This is a genomic window from Cellulophaga baltica (genome assembly GCF_900102165.1).
Taxonomy (GTDB): domain Bacteria; phylum Bacteroidota; class Bacteroidia; order Flavobacteriales; family Flavobacteriaceae; genus Cellulophaga; species Cellulophaga baltica.
Genome location: NZ_FNBD01000024.1, coordinates 1 through 16,807 on the forward strand (window position 1 = coordinate 1; position 16,807 = coordinate 16,807).

17 protein-coding genes are annotated in these 16,807 nt (G+C 30.8%); 4 read left to right on the forward strand and 13 right to left on the reverse strand.

The features are described from left to right. Positions 1–8: 8 nt before the first annotated feature. The 7 genes from BLQ19_RS20205 to BLQ19_RS20235 all read right to left on the reverse strand — a co-directional run bounded on the left by BLQ19_RS20205 (position 9) and on the right by BLQ19_RS20235 (position 5,353). Complete coding sequence (locus BLQ19_RS20205; RefSeq protein ID WP_038507923.1) at positions 9–275, reverse strand: transposase; 267 nt, start codon at positions 273–275, stop codon at positions 9–11. Next, positions 256–633 (reverse strand): hypothetical protein, encoded by a 378-nt coding sequence (locus tag BLQ19_RS20210; protein WP_074539562.1) that lies wholly within the window; start codon positions 631–633, stop codon positions 256–258. The genes BLQ19_RS20205 and BLQ19_RS20210 overlap by 20 nt, the downstream gene beginning before the upstream one ends. Positions 634–707: 74 nt before the next feature. After that, complete coding sequence (locus BLQ19_RS20215; RefSeq protein ID WP_074539563.1) at positions 708–1,538, reverse strand: WD40/YVTN/BNR-like repeat-containing protein; 831 nt, start codon at positions 1,536–1,538, stop codon at positions 708–710. Beyond that, positions 1,438–2,025: an IPT/TIG domain-containing protein gene (locus tag BLQ19_RS20220; protein WP_074539564.1), complete on the reverse strand. Its 588-nt coding sequence runs from the start codon at positions 2,023–2,025 to the stop codon at positions 1,438–1,440. The genes BLQ19_RS20215 and BLQ19_RS20220 overlap by 101 nt, the downstream gene beginning before the upstream one ends. A gap of 114 nt (positions 2,026–2,139) precedes the next feature. Continuing rightward, positions 2,140–4,320 carry a DUF5916 domain-containing protein gene (locus BLQ19_RS20225; protein ID WP_074539565.1) on the reverse strand — a complete coding sequence of 727 codons (2,181 nt, stop codon included), beginning with the start codon at positions 4,318–4,320 and terminating at the stop codon, positions 2,140–2,142. Then, positions 4,301–4,888: a nuclear transport factor 2 family protein gene (locus BLQ19_RS20230; protein ID WP_254788481.1), complete on the reverse strand. Its 588-nt coding sequence runs from the start codon at positions 4,886–4,888 to the stop codon at positions 4,301–4,303. The genes BLQ19_RS20225 and BLQ19_RS20230 overlap by 20 nt, the downstream gene beginning before the upstream one ends. A 12-nt stretch (positions 4,889–4,900) precedes the next feature. Next, on the reverse strand, positions 4,901–5,353 hold the full coding sequence (locus tag BLQ19_RS20235) for a hypothetical protein (RefSeq protein WP_074539566.1): 453 nt from the start codon (positions 5,351–5,353) through the stop codon (positions 4,901–4,903). Between the two features lie 509 nt (positions 5,354–5,862). Here BLQ19_RS20235 and BLQ19_RS20240 point away from each other — a divergent pair. After that, complete coding sequence (locus BLQ19_RS20240; protein ID WP_175444455.1) at positions 5,863–6,639, forward strand: sensor histidine kinase; 777 nt, start codon at positions 5,863–5,865, stop codon at positions 6,637–6,639. Beyond that, positions 6,639–7,343, forward strand: coding sequence for a LytR/AlgR family response regulator transcription factor (locus BLQ19_RS20245; protein WP_074539568.1), 705 nt, complete (start codon positions 6,639–6,641; stop codon positions 7,341–7,343). The genes BLQ19_RS20240 and BLQ19_RS20245 overlap by 1 nt, the downstream gene beginning before the upstream one ends. Before the next feature lie 117 nt (positions 7,344–7,460). Here the strand turns inward: BLQ19_RS20245 and BLQ19_RS20250 are convergent, their stop codons facing one another. From BLQ19_RS20250 to BLQ19_RS20270, 5 genes are all read right to left on the reverse strand, one after another. Next, positions 7,461–8,531: a hypothetical protein gene (locus tag BLQ19_RS20250; RefSeq protein ID WP_074539569.1), complete on the reverse strand. Its 1,071-nt coding sequence runs from the start codon at positions 8,529–8,531 to the stop codon at positions 7,461–7,463. A gap of 57 nt (positions 8,532–8,588) precedes the next feature. Continuing rightward, a complete protein-coding gene (locus BLQ19_RS20255) occupies positions 8,589–9,710 on the reverse strand; it encodes a serine hydrolase domain-containing protein (RefSeq protein WP_083332321.1) in 1,122 nt (373 codons plus the stop codon). Positions 9,711–9,788: 78 nt separating this feature from the next. After that, positions 9,789–10,307 (reverse strand): hypothetical protein, encoded by a 519-nt coding sequence (locus BLQ19_RS20260; protein WP_139150302.1) that lies wholly within the window; start codon positions 10,305–10,307, stop codon positions 9,789–9,791. A 103-nt stretch (positions 10,308–10,410) separates the two neighbouring features. Continuing rightward, positions 10,411–11,106, reverse strand: coding sequence for a DUF4386 domain-containing protein (locus BLQ19_RS20265; RefSeq protein ID WP_074539571.1), 696 nt, complete (start codon positions 11,104–11,106; stop codon positions 10,411–10,413). 79 nt (positions 11,107–11,185) lie between these two features. Further along, positions 11,186–11,959, reverse strand: a complete 774-nt coding sequence (locus tag BLQ19_RS20270) for a helix-turn-helix domain-containing protein (protein ID WP_074539572.1) — start codon at positions 11,957–11,959, stop codon at positions 11,186–11,188. Between the two features lie 695 nt (positions 11,960–12,654). On the opposite strand from BLQ19_RS20270, the gene BLQ19_RS20275 reads away from it, so the two are divergent. Continuing rightward, positions 12,655–13,566 carry a DUF5694 domain-containing protein gene (locus BLQ19_RS20275; protein WP_074539573.1) on the forward strand — a complete coding sequence of 304 codons (912 nt, stop codon included), beginning with the start codon at positions 12,655–12,657 and terminating at the stop codon, positions 13,564–13,566. A 6-nt stretch (positions 13,567–13,572) separates the two neighbouring features. Here BLQ19_RS20275 and BLQ19_RS20280 read toward each other — a convergent pair whose 3' ends face one another. After that, on the reverse strand, positions 13,573–15,048 hold the full coding sequence (locus BLQ19_RS20280; protein ID WP_074539574.1) for a serine hydrolase domain-containing protein: 1,476 nt from the start codon (positions 15,046–15,048) through the stop codon (positions 13,573–13,575). 241 nt (positions 15,049–15,289) lie between these two features. Here BLQ19_RS20280 and BLQ19_RS20285 point away from each other — a divergent pair, with 241 nt between their 5' ends. Further along, positions 15,290–16,297, forward strand: a complete 1,008-nt coding sequence (locus tag BLQ19_RS20285) for an IS30 family transposase (RefSeq protein WP_074539575.1) — start codon at positions 15,290–15,292, stop codon at positions 16,295–16,297. Positions 16,298–16,807: the final 510 nt, after the last annotated feature.

The following is a 16,807-nucleotide window of genomic DNA, read 5'->3' on the forward strand; positions in this document are numbered from 1 at the left end:
GGAAGGCTTTAGAACTTTTTTAACAATACGTCTTTAAGCATCTTATTATCAAGACTCACATCAGCATACATCTGTTTAAGTTTATTGTTCTCTTCTTCAAGTTCTTTTAAACGTTTAAGCTGCTGTTGTTCCATACCGCCGTACTTCTTTCTCCAATAGTAGAAAGTGCTTTTGTCAATTCCTAATTCTCTAGATAAATCACCTACGGATCTTCCTTGTTCATTTTCCTTAAGAGCTTTAATAATCTGGCTCTCGCTAAATTTGCTGTTTTTCATTGTGACAGTTTGAATTTAAAGTTAGTAAATTCGAATTATAAACTGTCCTATTTTTAGGGAAGCCTACATCAATGGTTCCATTAGAAAAAATAAGTTTACCATTTATTATATCTCCTCGACCAAACTCAAAATTTACATTATTAGACAAAGTAATTGTTTGTCCATTTAAGTCTAATATGCAATCTATTTTTATAGTGGAATCAGTGGTTAGGTCAGATAAGTTAAAACTACAAGGTGCTGTTATTGTATTTTCAGGAACGTCCGATACAATGTCATTTCCTATATCTTCTAAGTTATCTTTACCGCAAGAGCTGTTGAGTATTATAAAAATGAAAATTAAGTAGGTTTTATTTTTCATTTGGGAATGTTTTAATTTTAAGGATAGATATTAAAAGTTTATATCTAGGAATATTTTAAAATCTTAGAATCTAGTTATTCATAAAAATACTTTAATAGACCACCTTTTGTTAATGATATAACCACATTGTCTCTATAGGTAATACTTCCCAAATTTTCTGTGTGCGTATAAGATAATTGCCAAGTAGTACCCGCATCCGTTGTTTTATAAATTTTATTTTCAGAAACGCCCCAACCTTCATTTTGATTTTTAAAGACAATGTCGTAAAATTTTGGTGCGTTATGCTTTTGTGTCCAGGTACTACTGGCATCAATTGTACTATATAGTTTTACAGTTTCAGCATTGTCGCCCGTTGCCGTATTTGTGGATAAAAGTAGAAAACCGTTAGAGGCGTCTGAAAATTCGATGTCAAAAACAAAGGGATACGATTCGGTTGAATTACCAGGGATTATGGTTTCTTTCCAAATAGAATTCTCTCCATTTTTATGTAAAACAACAGGATTGTTTCCCAAGTTGTTTCTGCCACCAACCCAAATATGGTTTTCATCTAAAGCAAAGAATGAACGTAATTCATTGTTGTTGGAACTATTATTATAAACTTCTGAAAAGTTAATACCGTCTTTTGTTTCATATATGACTTTATCGGAAAATGCAGCAATACCTGTTTTCATATCTTCAGATACATATAAACCACAGTTTATAGTGTTTTCAGTATCAGGATTTATAAAAATTGTATTGTTAATTAAAGTAGAACCTCCAACGGGTATTTTATTAATTCGTGCAAAATCTGCCCAGCCTTCATCATTAATCGTTGCATAGAATGCTCCAAAAATACCTACAGAAGCCCAAGCTTCCCAAGTAATACCTCCATTTAATGTTCGGTACGTATGTCCGCCACCCCCCATTATCTTTTACAGAGAAATAATAACGTAAACCATTTACTTGTTGTGTTTTAAACAATGGCTTTCCTTCAGTCCAAGGAACAGCATTGGGTGTAAGCTCCCATTCGTTTATCTTTTTAGGTAAAACAGCAATTTTACCATTATAATCATTTTGATAAGCACTTGTAAGATTGGTATTTGCTATTTGAATTTTAAGTACAAGAACTAAGTTTGTTGTTTTTGGTAGTTTGAATTTGATTTCTGTAGTATTGGAACTTAATATTTCTGCAGCAATATCATCAAAAGCGATACTTACATCCGTCTTATCTTCAGAAAAATTTGTACCTAAAATAGATATTGTTTCCCCTGAATATCCAAAATCATTAGAGTAAGATGTAATATTAGCATTTTTAATTTCTATAGGTGTTTCAGTAGTATCATCTTTACTGCAACCAAGTATGAAAATAGTTGTAAGAATTGATGTAGCGAATAATTTTATGCTTTTTGTCATTCTAAATGTAGGTTAAATTTTGTTTTTTGATTGGCGAAATTACTTTTTGAAATATTATGAAAATTGTAAAAAATGGACATTTTTATAATTTCAGACTGCTCGATTTTGTCAACTCTAAAAATCGAACCTATAATTCATTTTAAAGGCTAATCCCCAGCTTTTACGTATAATGTCTTGATTATAATTATCTGAAAGCACAAGATATATGTAGGACAATGGCTTATATTCCCATTGTAAGCGGCTATTTATATTAAAGTTGTCATTTTGTGTGTTGTATTGTACATAGGTAGTCCAGTTTAATCGATTGTTGAAAAATACTTCCCCAGTAAAACGGGTTAGGTGAAACGTTTTTTTACCCAATAAATCTAAATCTATTTTATTAAAATCATAATTCAATTGAAGGTTTGCAAAAGGTAATAATTGATAGTTTATATATGCACCAGCTGCAATTCTACTTCCTCCATAATAGTTTCCTTTTTGTGCATCTAACTGATATCTAAATTTTTGATTATTCGCAGAATTATATCCTATTTTGAAAATCCCAAAATTATAGTTGTCAGGTTCTAAGGCATTCCCATTTCCTAAAGGTGCAAAACCATATTTTAAGTTTACATATTCTTGGGTATACACGTAATAGATAGATGACAAGTCTTTAAAAAAAACTACTCCATTAAAAAAGTGTGATGCTTGATTTAAATCTCCACTTTCATCAAAATAAATATCATTGTTATAATTTAGATATCTTACTGAGTTTAGCGTTCTAGAGTTATCGTAAAACTTTTCATAACTAGTACCTATAGTAGTTTGTGTATAGCCTTCTCTAACAGTTACATCATTAATGGCATCATAGTTATATAGGCGTGGCGTAAAACCAACATCTGTAATATAATTTTTACCCACATTTTTTATAGCTGCATTCCAGTTAAAACCTCTTTTATTAAACCAAATACCTGCATTGTAAAAACTATTATCACCAGAGATATGATCATTAAAACTTTTTCCTAAGTTGGCTAAACCAATCCATTTATTGTTGTCTGATTTAAAATTTAAATTGATTCCAGTTACTCTATTGTAATCATTCTTAAAATTGAACTTATCAGTTTCTTGTCTATTTATTAGAAATCCTGTTGCAGTAAAGTTTTTATTTAGTTGTTGCTCTGCGACTAAGGCTCCATAATTTTGTGAAGCATTTGTATCTTCATGATCAGTTTGTACATTTAAAACACCAATTCTTGTTTTTGGCAATACATTTCCTGATAATTTTAGTCCAAATTGAATAGGGTTTTCAGCTCCAATTCTTCTTGAGTAAAAGGGGTTTATACCCTCAACCCCCAAGTTTGAAAATAAATCGGCGTTTTCAAGAAAAAAGTTTCGCTGCTCTGGAAAAAATATTGAAAACCGGGTAAGGTTTGTTACTTGTTGGTCTACATCAATCTGTGAAAAATCTGGATTTATGGTCGCATCTAATTTTAATGACGACGTTACATTGTATTGGACATCTAAACTAGGTTTAATTGTTATTTCATTGGTATTGTTAACTACATCGTTTTGATTATTTACTGTTACCAATGGTGTAACCGCAAAACGTGAAGCGGATGAATTAGGTAAATCTTCAACCCTGAATTTTTCAGTAAAACGCAAATCAAATAAGCGATAGTTACGTTTCACATTTTTTAAAATGGTCCATGAATTCGTTTTAATATCTCTTACATAAAACTGAACTCCAAAGACGCTATTGTCACTATTAAAATTTAACGATTTTAACGGAATCGCTATTTCATATTGCTTTAAGTTGTCATTTAAAAAAGCTTTTGCTTTCCAAATTGTGTTCCAACTTGTGGTAAAATCATAACCTTCATTAGTACGCTCTACTATACCATCTATTTGAGTGCTATAACTATTTACTGAAAAATAATAGGCGTTTTGTTCTTGGTTTTGGGTATCTAAAACCATTACAAATCCATCGCTTATCCCAATAGGAACATCTCGTTTTAAAGAACTTACTTGCGTATTGCTTGTAGTGTCATTATATGTTAAACTAACATACAAGTATTCTCCATTATGAAACATTTTTACTGATGATTGATTTTCTGCCAAACCAACATCCGTTGGTGCATAATTATAAAAACCAGAATGTGAATTTAAAGTATTCCATACATCTTCATTGAATTTGCCATCTACGTCAATTTGTGTGTCTACATAAGTAATTGTGGGAGTTTGAGCAGATATACTTATTGCTATAAATTGTAACACAAGCAAGATTGCTATTTTAATTTTACTTGCCTTCTGTATCATCAATTCTAGTTGCTGTTTTACTAATTATTTTCCAATTATTCTCGGACTTTTTTAATAGAAGTAAATCGATATAAATCATTTTCCTTTCTGGTATTGAAATTTCAACTTTAGCAGTTGCAATATCTTTTACTACTTCAATTGATAATACTTTTCCATACCGACCATTAAACTTTCCTTTTTCAGCATCTTTAAAAAAAGCAACATATTCTTTTGGTGTTAGCGATTTAAACTCTCCACCAACTGTTAAGTATAAAGAGGCATTTTCAGTAAATACACATTCTAACTGCTTAATGTTGTTATAGGAACTCCCTTCTATATAATTTTTAAGCGCAAACCTAATCCTCTCTTTATCAGATAATTGTATGGAACTTTTTTTTTCTAAGCTTTCATAAAAGATCTTAGATTCACTAACAAAGCTTTTATCGTAATTAATAACTTTTTTAGAATTTTGATTTCCATAAATATTAATAAGTAATTGTCGTTCGTCTAACTTGTCATCGCTTTTACTGGCTTGTGAAAAGACTAAGAAAAATGACAAGAAAGACATTATATAGAATACGTGCTTCATGAAATATTATTTTTATTGTTTTATACCGTAACCCCAATAAATACTGGTAATTTTCCATTGGTTATCAACCTTATGAAGTATCATTAATTTATATTCAGGAATTTTGGAGTGAAATTGATATAGTCGAAGTCTAGCAAAAGAAATCTTATCATAAATTTCAATACTTAAAAGCTCTTCTTTGTAATTTGGATCAGCATTGTCAGAATCTAATCGAAATTCACTTTCTTTATATTTTCCTTCTTTATTTACATATCTATAAGCGCCATTTTCATGCATGGAAAGTTTTTTATGTTTTATACTTCCTGTGTGGTCGCCTATATAAAAATTTTTAATTGTGGTGATGATAGCTTGACGATCAGTAAAATCTGTCTCAATAATTCGGTTCTCTGAACTTTTATTAGATTTCTGTGCAAACGCAGATATTGAGAAAAGGACTAATAGTAAAACAAAAATTGGATGCTTCATGTTTTGTGTTTTAATGTATTTTGATTCAAAAGTATAAGTGAACTACATACCATTTTAAATAAATAGACGAGTAATTAATGAATGCCCACAGAAAGTATTTTTTAGACGATTATTTACTTATCATCATAGAAACTCTGTTCGACATCCTACACAGCGGTTTTAGCGACTTTTAAATAATAATAGCTAGTATAATTGTACTTTAGCAATTTCAGATGAAGCCTTTTTTAAAAAAATACAACCCACATAGGTCTATAGTATTCAAACATTTATTGTTTTGGGTATCCGTGTTCTTATACTTCATGCTCTCTTCAAATGTTAGTGATTTTGAAGCAGGTTATTTACAGTTATTTCATTCTATCTGTAAAATCATAATCCCACAAATAATCACAGCATACACTTGTTTGTATCTGTTAGTTCCAAAATTTTTAAACGAAAAAAGAAACTATCTTTTTATTTTTTGGCTTATAATTTTGCTAATTCTAATGTTTGTATTGTATGTAACACTTCATATGTATTTATATGAACCAAAATATATAGCGTATTATAATGACATAGCTAAAAAATATGCGGAAGATTCATTTTGGGAAAGACTTACTTATTTTTCTGTTTTTTTAGGTAAATCTATTTTGTTTTTAACTCCTGCCGTATTACTTCTAATGGCTCGGTTTTATAAGAATCAACAAAGGCTTTTAAAATTAAATGAACAGAAGAAAACAGCAGAATTAACTGCCTTAAAGCATCAATTAAATCCGCATTTTTTATTTAATACCTTAAATAATTTGTATTCGCTAGCATTAAAAAAATCTGACCAAACACCAGATGTTATAGAAAAATTAGCAGATATATTAGATTATATGCTATATAGATGTAATGATACTTTTGTTTCTCTTCAGAAAGAGATCGAGTTGATTGAGAACTATCTTTCTTTAGAGAAAGTGAGGTATGGTAAACGCGTTCAAATTTTATTTGAAAACAATATTAAAAAGGATGTGAAAATTGCACCATTATTATTGTTAACTTTTATTGAAAATGCTTTTAAACACGGTGTTAGCCAAGAGTTAAAAGAAGCTTTGATAGAAATAAATATTAACCTTGAAAATAATCAGATTGTTTTTTATATAAAAAACTCTAAGCCTAATGCTAGCCTTGAAAAAAGGGAAGAGAATCGTATTGGTTTAAAAAATGTAAAAAAGCAGTTAGAGTTGTTATACCCAAATAATTATACGTTGGATATAGAAAATGCCAAAGAAATCTATAAAGTAACTTTAAAATTACTTGCCAAATAATGAACTACAAATGTTTAATTATTGACGATGAAGAATTAGCTAGAGAGTTAATCGAAGCTCACATAGGGCAATTAACAAATTTTGAGCTTATAGCTTCTTGTTCTAGTGCAATAGAAGCAAGTGCCATTTTACAAAAGCAAGCTATAGATTTACTATTTTTAGATATAGAAATGCCTGTTTTAAGGGGTACAGATTTTTTCAAGAACTTGCTTCACAAACCTAAAGTGATATTTACAACAGCTTACAGGAATTATGCTTTGGATGGATTTGAATTAAACGCAATAGATTATTTACTAAAACCCATTAGCTTTTCACGTTTTTTTAAGGCTATTGAAAAATTTAAACAACAGCAGAATAGTTATAATCAAGAGTATCAAACTACGGTAACAACCGAAAAGGATGATTTTATTTTTGTAACAAAAAACAGAAAAAAAATAAGAATAGATTTTGCCGAAATTTTATATATAGAAAGTTTAAAAGATTATATAAAGATTCATTTTGTTGATGTTTCACATACTGTAAAATTTAGTATTTCTGCTTTTGAAAAAGAGTTAGACAGTCGCTTTATACGCATTCATCGTTCGTATATTGTGAATTACCATCAAATTACAGCTTTCACAAAAAATGATGTCGAAATGGGTAAAGTAGAGATTCCTATTGGTGAAAGTTATAAGACTATAGTCGAAGAAAGGTTTAATAGTTGAACTAAATTTTTAGAATAAATCTAGTTTTTTGTTAACATCAAATGGTGCATCTACCAACTAACTTTCTAAATCATCTGATTTAACAGGATTTAAAAAATGGGATGTATCAGGGTTATACTAATCTTTAGGGATATATAAGTTAAGGTCTAAATCTTGGAGTTGATTTTTAGGATTTAGAACATAAATATTCGTCTTTTTCCGATTTTCATATATCTTTTCAACTGGAATTTCAGGAACGATGTGATCTGGATAATTTTTATCTAACAATACATCTGATGAAGCATAATGTAAGGAGTAGAAAACGTTTTCAGGAGCTGGTTGGATTTTCCATTTCATCGTTGTTAAGTCCAATACGCCATACCCAGATTCTGTTCTTAGAATTGCGTACCCAATGGTTTTAGGAAAGATGGTCATACTATAAGGTGATGCAAATTTTTCAGGAGATTCTTGCTGGTTAATAGACCTAAAGACATAACCTTCTCTATTATTCTCTATTTCAATCAAAAACCACAAATCTTCTGTGGTCGCAAAGGTATAATTGTAGCGAGGACGGTCACGCATCTTCTCAAAACCTTGAACTACATTTCCATCTTGGTCAATAATAGAATATGTGGTAGTAAAATTTTCATGTTTATTCACAACCGCATAGTACTTTTCTTTGAATTGGATGGCAAATCTATCAATTAGCGGTTCGTTATTATTAAAATCATAATATTTACCATTGTATGAAGTGATAGCCCCTTCTTCATCGACTTCAAAACCAGAAATATCATTATTAATCATTTCTCTATTGTTTGTTACCTCTTCAAAAGATTCATTATATAATTGTCTTGAGATACTATAATCTCCCTCTGAAACATAACGCACATCATAGTTGCTTCTAGAATCTTTTAAAACTATTTTACAACCATCTTCATTGTTTTTAGTTTCAAAAACATGGTCTGCACTGAGCCAGGGACTAAAAAAAACAGGTTTCTTAAAAATGGGTCCTGTAATTTTTTTCTTAGGCTCTTTATCTAGAAGCCCCCATTTTTCATCTTTTTCTGAATAGTATGGCACAAGATTTTTAGATTCATAGTTCTTTATTTTACTAAGCAATTGTGCTTCTAGTTTTTCTTCACAAATAGACTTTTGCGAGAATAGATTTAAAGGAATAACAATTAATAAGGCCAATAGTATTTTGTTCATGCTGTTAATTTCTTCACTTAATTTTTGTTTGTAATTAATGATTTTATATCAATCCAGTTATTTCAAATCTTCAATTAAACATTTAACAACTTTCATTAATTTATCAGCTGTGTCCAAGTCACTTTGGTTTGTAATCACAGAGATTCCCAAATTATATTTAGGTAGTAGAAAAAACCAATTTTGACTACCAAAACCACCTCCGTGCATACTGTAATACGCACCGTATTCTTCATTGTTTCTAATTGGAAAGTAATAGCCTATTTCTCTGTTTCCATTTTCTAGAAGGTTTCTGTGAGATTCTGCGACTACTTTATTGCTAGGGTCTAAGTGCAATTGCATATAGTTAATTAAATCTGGCATGGTGGTTTTTACTCCTCCATCTGCTCCGTAAATCACGACTTCATGTGGTACGAGTTTACCAGTCATTCCATAACCATTAGCTAAATATTGTTCTTTATCTTTTGGGAGGTCTACATAGGTATTATGCATATCCGCATTCTTTTGGAAATAGTCTTTCAAAATGTCATTAAAAGATTTGTCATAAACATTTTCCAGTATTTCCGCCATTAGTTCTGTGTCAACGTTAGAATATGCATATTTTTCACCAGGTATAGTATCAAGTTCTATGGTATGCAAATCGCGAAAAAAATCTTTTTTACCATAATTCTTTTGAACTTCATATACCTTAAAAGGTAAATCTTCATTAAAGTCATTGAACAGCGCATTGATACTTTCAGGTAAGAATTTTGACATTCTACTGGTGTGCGTCAACAAATGTTTAATTCTTATGGGTTCACCATTATATTCAAAGTTTTTGAAATCTTCTTTTAGGTACTTTCTAATATCATCATCAAGAGCTAGTTTACCTTCTAAAACCGTATTGGCAACCAATACTCCTGTAAACGTTTTACTTACCGATGCAATTTCATAGATTGTTTCATTCGTTGGTTTGTTGTTTTTCCCTTTATCTAGTTCTCCATAGTGAGCTATATACTTTTTGCCATCTTTGTAAATTCCGATTGAAACAGCATTTATTTTAGAATCTAAAAGAAGAGAATCTACATTTTTATCCATGGCAATCTGAACTTTATCCACGGTTATAGGAGCTTCTTTTTTGTCTGAGTTTTTGCAATTTGTAAGCACAAGTATTGATAAGGCAAGTAATAATTTAATTTTCATAATTCATTTAAGTTAGTAAATTAATTAAGACGAACAGCCCGTGATATTGTAACTGTATTATATTAAGTAATGTTTAATTTATTTTACTGGGTCAATTCTTATTTGGTTGTAACTCCAAACATACTCTCCAGTTTCTTCATCTCTCTCTGGGATTGCGTTTTTTATTCTTTTAAATGTAAATGACAAACGTACATTTTCATTATAGGCATGTTTATTTCCTTCATTATCAAACAAAACTAAATCTTCAGGTGTGAATTTATTCGGTAGATAAAATTCATTTTTACCTTCCCCTAAATACAATTCAAAACGCTCTATATAATTGTTGTCAGCGTCTTTAAAAATTATTTTTAATGGTCTCCCAATTACTCTCGTGATATCAGAATTACTAATGCTTGCATGCCCAATTATTGAGTATCTTTTACCATCACTATCTTTTTGCTTCTTCAATTGGTTAAACTCACTTACCGTAATTTCTGTTCCAATCTCACTAGAACCTTGAAAGTGAATATCATCTTTAAATTGACCATAAAGAAGTACAACTATTGAAATTGCAATAATTACATAATACAGCTTTTTAGGTTTTTCTTTTTGTGGCATGCTTTTGATTATTTTAACAGGTAAATTAAAAACAGCAAAACTACTTAGAACAAAACTTTGAAAATTGTAAAAAATGGACATTTTAAGTAAAAAAAGCTACATATTAAGTCTGTTTTTTTAGATAAAGAAGTGACCTTTTATTAAATCCTTTGAACATCAACCAGATACCCAATACTATATCGAGAATAGCTGTTGGCACATTTAAAATTATGTATTCTACTGTTATAATATCCAAAATACTGAATAGAACTAAACCACTTGCAATTATGGATAAGACTGCTCCAGTTATTCCCCAAATAGAAATCCATTTAGGTATTAATTTTGATTTAATAAATACAACATACAGCATAATATTACCTATGCACAATACTAAAATCATAAATATATGATTCACGGTATCGCGAGATGATTTTAACGTATCTGCTAATGTTTGAATCTCCAAAAAGTTTTCAGAAGTTCCTTTAACGTAATTATCACTTAAAATAAGAAGCCCAAGCATTAGAATTGTTCCCAAAATGGAAAGTGTTATAGCAATAATTCTGAAACTTAAAAAGCCAATTGACAAAGTTCGGCTAAACTGTTTAACTACAGGATATAGTAAAATAGCAATGCCTAAATAGATAAGAGACATTATAAATTGAAATATGACAGCTATAATTACTTGGTTGGAATTTGTGGTAGCTTCTGTTAAATAGTTTGCAGAATCAATTGCTGGGGCTACGCTAAAAATTCCTGCAATTAGTCCGATAAACAGAAAGAGCCCGATTATTTTTTCTTTATTTTCAATTCTGTAATTCATCCTTAGTTGAGCTGGTTTAGGTTTTTACTCCGCAAAACTATTTAACTGAGGATTCTTAAACTTGTAAAAAATAGACGTTTTAAATATCGTCGTCACTTAGGTTCCAAAAGTCTTTTGGATTGAATCCTGTAAATAGTTTAAATTCATTATTAAAATGGGCTTGGTCAAAATAGCCGTTTTCATGTGCTATTTCTGTAAGACTTGAACTAGTAGGATGTTGTTTAATCACAGATTCAAAACGAATGACCCTTGAATAGGTTTTGGGATTAAACCCTGAGTATTGTTTAAACCGTCTGTTAAATTGTTTTTGAGAAAGACCAAAATCATAGGCAAGTGGTTCAATTTTTAGGTTCCCATTACCATTTTTTATAGCCTTAATTGCTTTGGTTATTAATAGGTCTTCCATTTTAGGTTGGTTCAAAAGCGATTTAAAATATTCAGATAAAACATCAATACGCTCTTTAGTTGAAGAGGCTGTTTCTATCTTTTCATTTAACAGGATACCTTCCTTACCAAGAAATGTATTCAAAGGCATGAACTTTTCATTAAGTTCAGTTGCAGGAATATTAAAAAAATTGGGGATTGCATACGAATAAAACGCTACACCTATAAGATGATGAAATTCATCTACCGGATACTGATTAGCTAAATGGGTATGACCTTGAATGGCTGAAAACAAAAAGCTAGAGTTCTTTTCATTTCCGTTAAAGGCAAAAACAATTTCAGATAAACTACTACCAACAACATAGTATGTCGTGTTCGGTTTTTCTAAAGGGGCATCCCAGGTACAAACCCAAAAATGATTTATGTGGCTTTCAAGTTTTTTGCAAGGTGGTATTAAATTGTATTCCATTTTCTAGTTACTTCCGTTTTAACACATAATTTCTTCTTTTAAATTGGTTAGCTTTATTTCAAACAACTCAATTAATCATACAACGTTTAAGTCTGTGTTTTGTTACTTGATAGTTTGGAAAGTATATTATTTTTTAGGGAGTCTTATTTTATGATTGTTTGTGAAATAAACTCCAGCTAATAATATAGCTGGTGATATTATAGATTTAACAGTAATCTTTTAGTCTAAAATATACCATCCCATATAGATGCTATTGTAATAAGTTTAATAAATACAGAAGTTGCTACTTTTTCTGAAGAAACAACTTTTAATAAATAATTGAAAGCTGTTATACTACCAAATAGTATTAGACCTGTTAAAGAAATATCTGTTTTAACATTCCATTGAATGGGATATATTCAACTTTCTCCAAAAAGCCATCAACACTTCCGCTTATCCTATATCCCATTCATTAGAATAACTAAAAAGCTATCTTCCTTTAAAGAAATTGTTTTTAGGTCGGACAGTATAAATGAATAATTCTTAATTTAAAGTGCGGTAAAATCGTTTTAATGGATTGAAAATGTCGATTTTTTACAATTTCTAGCTTTTTAGTATTTCTAGTTTTACAGAATTTTAAAAACAAAAGAATAATTAGAAAAGTGCAACAAAAGCAAATACAAACAGTCCTTTAAAAAACAAAACTTTACCTATACATGAAGAACCTAATTTACATATTAACTGTTCTTGTACTACTTACTTCTTGTAACCAACAAAAAGACAAGATATTTATTGATAAGCTAAAATTGGATAATTTAAGTCCAATAGAAGACCCTAATCTTTTTATAGGAAAACATAAAACTAAAGCAATGGTTTTGGGTGTTTTTCATTTTAATGATGCTGGTTTGGATGGTTATAAACCTAAATTTCCTTTTAATATTTTGGAAGATAAAAAACAAGTTGAGTTAGAGACACTTCTCAACAAAATAGCAGAATACAAACCGACCAAAATACTATTGGAATGGAATAGAATTAAAGCAGATAGTATTGTAAATGAAAGGTATCAAAACTATTTGAAAGATAGTTTTGATATTAGCGAAAAGAGTAACGAAGTTTATCAAATAGGATTTAAACTTGCCAAAAAACTTGGCCACGACCGAATTTTTTGTTCTGATGCCTCTGCCGATTGGTTTGGTGTAAATTTAGATTGGGACAATTATGACGAAGATGCGTACTTAAAATCACAAGGTCAATATAAAAAAGCAAGACGATACGATTTTGATGCATTTTATAAAATAGGAGATTCATTGAAAACTACCCGAACTCTTACAGAGCTTTTATTAAGACTGAATAATCCTGAGAACAGGCGTAAAGACCATCAGTCATATCTAACGAAAATAATAGAAGGTGCTGGCGATAATTATTTAGGAGCGGATAATGTAGCTAGGTGGTACCGAAGAAATTTGAGAATATTTGCTAACACATTAGATATAACCGATTTTGATAAAGAAGAACGCCTTTTATTAATTTACGGTTCAGGTCATGTTTGGCAGCTCAGACAGTTTTTTACCGATTCTCCAGATTTTGACTACGTTGAACCAAATGATTATTTAATATCTAAAAAATAAAATTAGTTACTTTTCTTTTTTATTTAAAGGAATATTTACTGCAAGAGTATCAGGGGAATCTCTAAATATGATAAAATTTATAGATTGCCCGCTTTCATCCATTTCTAATTTTAAAAAATTCGGGTAGTCTATAATTTTAAAAACGTTGTCTCCAAGATACACCATTTCACTTTCTCTAGTGCCTTTAAAATGTTCAAAGAAAGGTGACTGAACATACAAACGATTGTTTTTAGCAACAATAGTAGTTTCAAAACTTTGCTGATACAAGAAATCATCATATGTACCAACTAGTGTATTTTGTAAATTTGTCGATATGGGTTTAATTTTATTTTTTGGAATCTCTTTTTTCCACTTCATAATTCGTAATAACGTATTTCTTGTATAATCTATTACGGGAAATCTATTTGGCTTTTCTCCATTTGCAAAAATTACAAATCCGTTACCGTCTTCTATTGTGGCAAATATATCGCCACCTACGCCAGTATTTGAGCCATTACATTGAAACCAATTGTAATTATCATATCCAAAAGATAGCTGCCAACCCAAGCTCCATCCACCAACAGCGTCTTTTAATGCTGCTATTTCAGTCGTTTTTTTTGCAACTTCATGGCTGATTACAGTATTTACTTCATTTCTCAGAGCCTTTTGAATCTCAATGGTCAATTTCGCTAGATCGGTAGGTGTTGACCACATACCGGATGGAGCTAATTGGGGAGTTATAGGTAAACCTGTTTTTATAATATTTCCATCCTCGTCATGTACCTTGGTGACATTACTCAAAAAACCTTTTTCATTTGGCTGAATCATCGTAGTGTTTTTCAAATTCAATGGAGTAAAAATGTATTCTAGAGCTAGCTCGGCAATAGGCTTTTTAAAATGGTCTTCTAATGCCATTTGAACAATTACGAAACCGCCGCCACTATATTTCCAGCTTGTTCCTGGAATAAACAGGAATTCTATTTCTTTATCTTTGTATCTAGGGAGTTGTCCTTTTAAACTTTGAACAATTGTAGGAATGGTATCTCCTTCATAAAAATCGGCAAAACCGTGTTGACTCGTTCCAGCTGTATGAGAAAGTAAGTGTTTCCAAGTTACTTCAACGTCGGTAGTAAACTTGCATTCTGGTAATTGCCATCTCTTTAAGTGTTTTTTTATGGGCTCATCTAAGTTAATAAGCCCTTTTTCTTCCAAAATCAAACAGAGTAATGCAGTAACAGGTTTTGTAATTGAAGCCGTAGAGAAGGCAGTACTTTCTTCTATTTTTTCTTGCTTGTTCGCGGCTTTTACACCCCATTGTTGGGTATGTACTATTTTATAATTTTCAAACACAGTAATACTAAAACCTGGTAATTTATATTCATTTAATTTGGAATCTATTTTTAAACTATCTGAAATAAAGCTATAATCTTTAGCTATCGAGTTTTTGTAGTTACTACAACTTGCAGTTACAATGATTATAATAAAGTAAATGAAATTCTTCATAGGTTATTTGATTATTCTGTTATGACGAATTACTAGAACTTCTGTTACACACATTCTTTGATTTTAATTTAATATCTAGCATTACAAAACATTAATCATAATACATGTCAAGACTGTTGTATTATTTTAAATTTTGGTTAATGGGTATATTCTAAGTTCAAGTCATAAGTGCAACACGAATATTTAAAACAGAAGGGGCTAGCCCCTTCTGTTTTAGGCTCAATATTTATATTCGTCTTGGATGAAAAAGTACAAACAGTTGGGCCTTGAGCAAAGGTATCAAATTCAATCTCTATTAGATACGGGATTGTCACAAACAGAAATAGCGGATTATATAGGAGTTCACAAGTGCACGATTAGCCGGGAGCTCAAGCGCAATGTCCCTAAGCGCGGTCAAACAGCTGGGCGTTACATTGGTGAGCACGCACAGTGTAAGACTGACTATCGTCACTCTAAAAAGGCAAAGCATATCTTTTTGACAGAGTCTATGAAGGTGCGGATCAAAGGTCTCATGATATATGAGAAATGGAGTCCAGAGCTGATCGCCAAGCGCCTATCTAAGAAATCCGAAACGTGCGCTAGTCACGAGACTATCTATAAATGGATCTGGATGGCAAGGCACAGCAATCATAGAGATCATTCGGACTATAAGAGTCTTCACAAACATTTGCGTCATACTGGGCGAAGACAAAAACGTAACAATATAAAAGATCGACGTGGAGCAATTAAAGGTAGAATAGGCATAGACAAACGTCCCGAAGTTGTTGAGACGCGTTCACGAATTGGTGATATAGAAGTTGACCTTATGATGGGGAGTAACCATAAATCAGCGCTCTTAGTGATGACGGATCGGGCTACTCTAGTAACGATGATAGAGAAACTAAAAAGTAAGAATGCTGAAGAAGTCTATGAAAAAATGAGTAATAGACTCACTGACTTTAACTCCTGTTGGATTAAAACAATCACATTTGATAATGGTAAAGAGTTCGCTCAACATCATCAAATAGCTAAGGATCTAAAAGTAAAAACCTATTTTACAAGACCATACACCTCTCAAGATAAGGGAACTGTCGAAAATAGAATTGGTGTCATAAGGAGATTCTTTCCAAAGAAAACAGACTTAAGAGAAGTAACAGTAAAACGAATAAAAGAAGTAGAAAGATTACTAAATTACAGACCCATTAGAAAGTTTAATTATAATAACCCAATTGAAGTCCTAAATAATAAGTGTGTTGCACTTATGGGTTGAACTCAGCTAAAATAAATTACGTTTTAAAATAGATTTGAAAATACATAAATTATATATTTATACTATCAGAAGTAAAGCATTTTACTTTAAGTTCATTTATAGTACAGTCAACAAATCGGCTAACATTTTGTTTTTGAAATTTATAAATGATTGATATATAATATATTGTGTGGTTTGGGTATAATCCTGCCACCCCGACGAACCTAGAGATAGGTTGTATTAAAACACTGTTAATCGTATGATTAACAGTGTTTTTCGTTTTTAAGGGTATCAGATGATATCAAAGAATAACAGATAAAAGGTGTGCAATTAGGTGTGCACACTTTAAGCCTAATTGTCGTAAATTTAAGGAGCATTTAAAAGCAATTTGACTTTCGTTTTTTCAAAATAATGTCAAACTAAAACCTTTAAAAATGCAGACAAACAGCACTTTTTCCGTTATTTTCTTCACAAGAAAATCAAGAAGTACATCGAATAAGTTATCGATCTATGTTCGTATTACCGTAAGTG

Excerpts from the sequence above, each read along its gene's own strand:
- BLQ19_RS20205 (WP_038507923.1), bottom strand. The coding sequence starts at position 275 with ATGAAAAACAGCAAATTTAGCGAGAGCCAGATTATTAAAGCTCTTAAG.
- BLQ19_RS20210 (WP_074539562.1), bottom strand. The coding sequence starts at position 633 with ATGAAAAATAAAACCTACTTAATTTTCATTTTTATAATACTCAACAGC.
- BLQ19_RS20215 (WP_074539563.1), bottom strand. The coding sequence starts at position 1,538 with ATGGGGGGTGGCGGACATACGTACCGAACATTAAATGGAGGTATTACT.
- BLQ19_RS20220 (WP_074539564.1), bottom strand. The coding sequence starts at position 2,025 with ATGACAAAAAGCATAAAATTATTCGCTACATCAATTCTTACAACTATT.
- BLQ19_RS20225 (WP_074539565.1), bottom strand. The coding sequence starts at position 4,320 with ATGATACAGAAGGCAAGTAAAATTAAAATAGCAATCTTGCTTGTGTTA.
- BLQ19_RS20230 (WP_254788481.1), bottom strand. The coding sequence starts at position 4,888 with ATGAAGCACGTATTCTATATAATGTCTTTCTTGTCATTTTTCTTAGTC.
- BLQ19_RS20235 (WP_074539566.1), bottom strand. The coding sequence starts at position 5,353 with ATGAAGCATCCAATTTTTGTTTTACTATTAGTCCTTTTCTCAATATCT.
- BLQ19_RS20240 (WP_175444455.1), top strand. The coding sequence starts at position 5,863 with ATGTATTTATATGAACCAAAATATATAGCGTATTATAATGACATAGCT.
- BLQ19_RS20245 (WP_074539568.1), top strand. The coding sequence starts at position 6,639 with ATGAACTACAAATGTTTAATTATTGACGATGAAGAATTAGCTAGAGAG.
- BLQ19_RS20250 (WP_074539569.1), bottom strand. The coding sequence starts at position 8,531 with ATGAACAAAATACTATTGGCCTTATTAATTGTTATTCCTTTAAATCTA.
- BLQ19_RS20255 (WP_083332321.1), bottom strand. The coding sequence starts at position 9,710 with ATGAAAATTAAATTATTACTTGCCTTATCAATACTTGTGCTTACAAAT.
- BLQ19_RS20260 (WP_139150302.1), bottom strand. The coding sequence starts at position 10,307 with ATGCCACAAAAAGAAAAACCTAAAAAGCTGTATTATGTAATTATTGCA.
- BLQ19_RS20265 (WP_074539571.1), bottom strand. The coding sequence starts at position 11,106 with ATGAATTACAGAATTGAAAATAAAGAAAAAATAATCGGGCTCTTTCTG.
- BLQ19_RS20270 (WP_074539572.1), bottom strand. The coding sequence starts at position 11,959 with ATGGAATACAATTTAATACCACCTTGCAAAAAACTTGAAAGCCACATA.
- BLQ19_RS20275 (WP_074539573.1), top strand. The coding sequence starts at position 12,655 with ATGAAGAACCTAATTTACATATTAACTGTTCTTGTACTACTTACTTCT.
- BLQ19_RS20280 (WP_074539574.1), bottom strand. The coding sequence starts at position 15,048 with ATGAAGAATTTCATTTACTTTATTATAATCATTGTAACTGCAAGTTGT.
- BLQ19_RS20285 (WP_074539575.1), top strand. The coding sequence starts at position 15,290 with ATGAAAAAGTACAAACAGTTGGGCCTTGAGCAAAGGTATCAAATTCAA.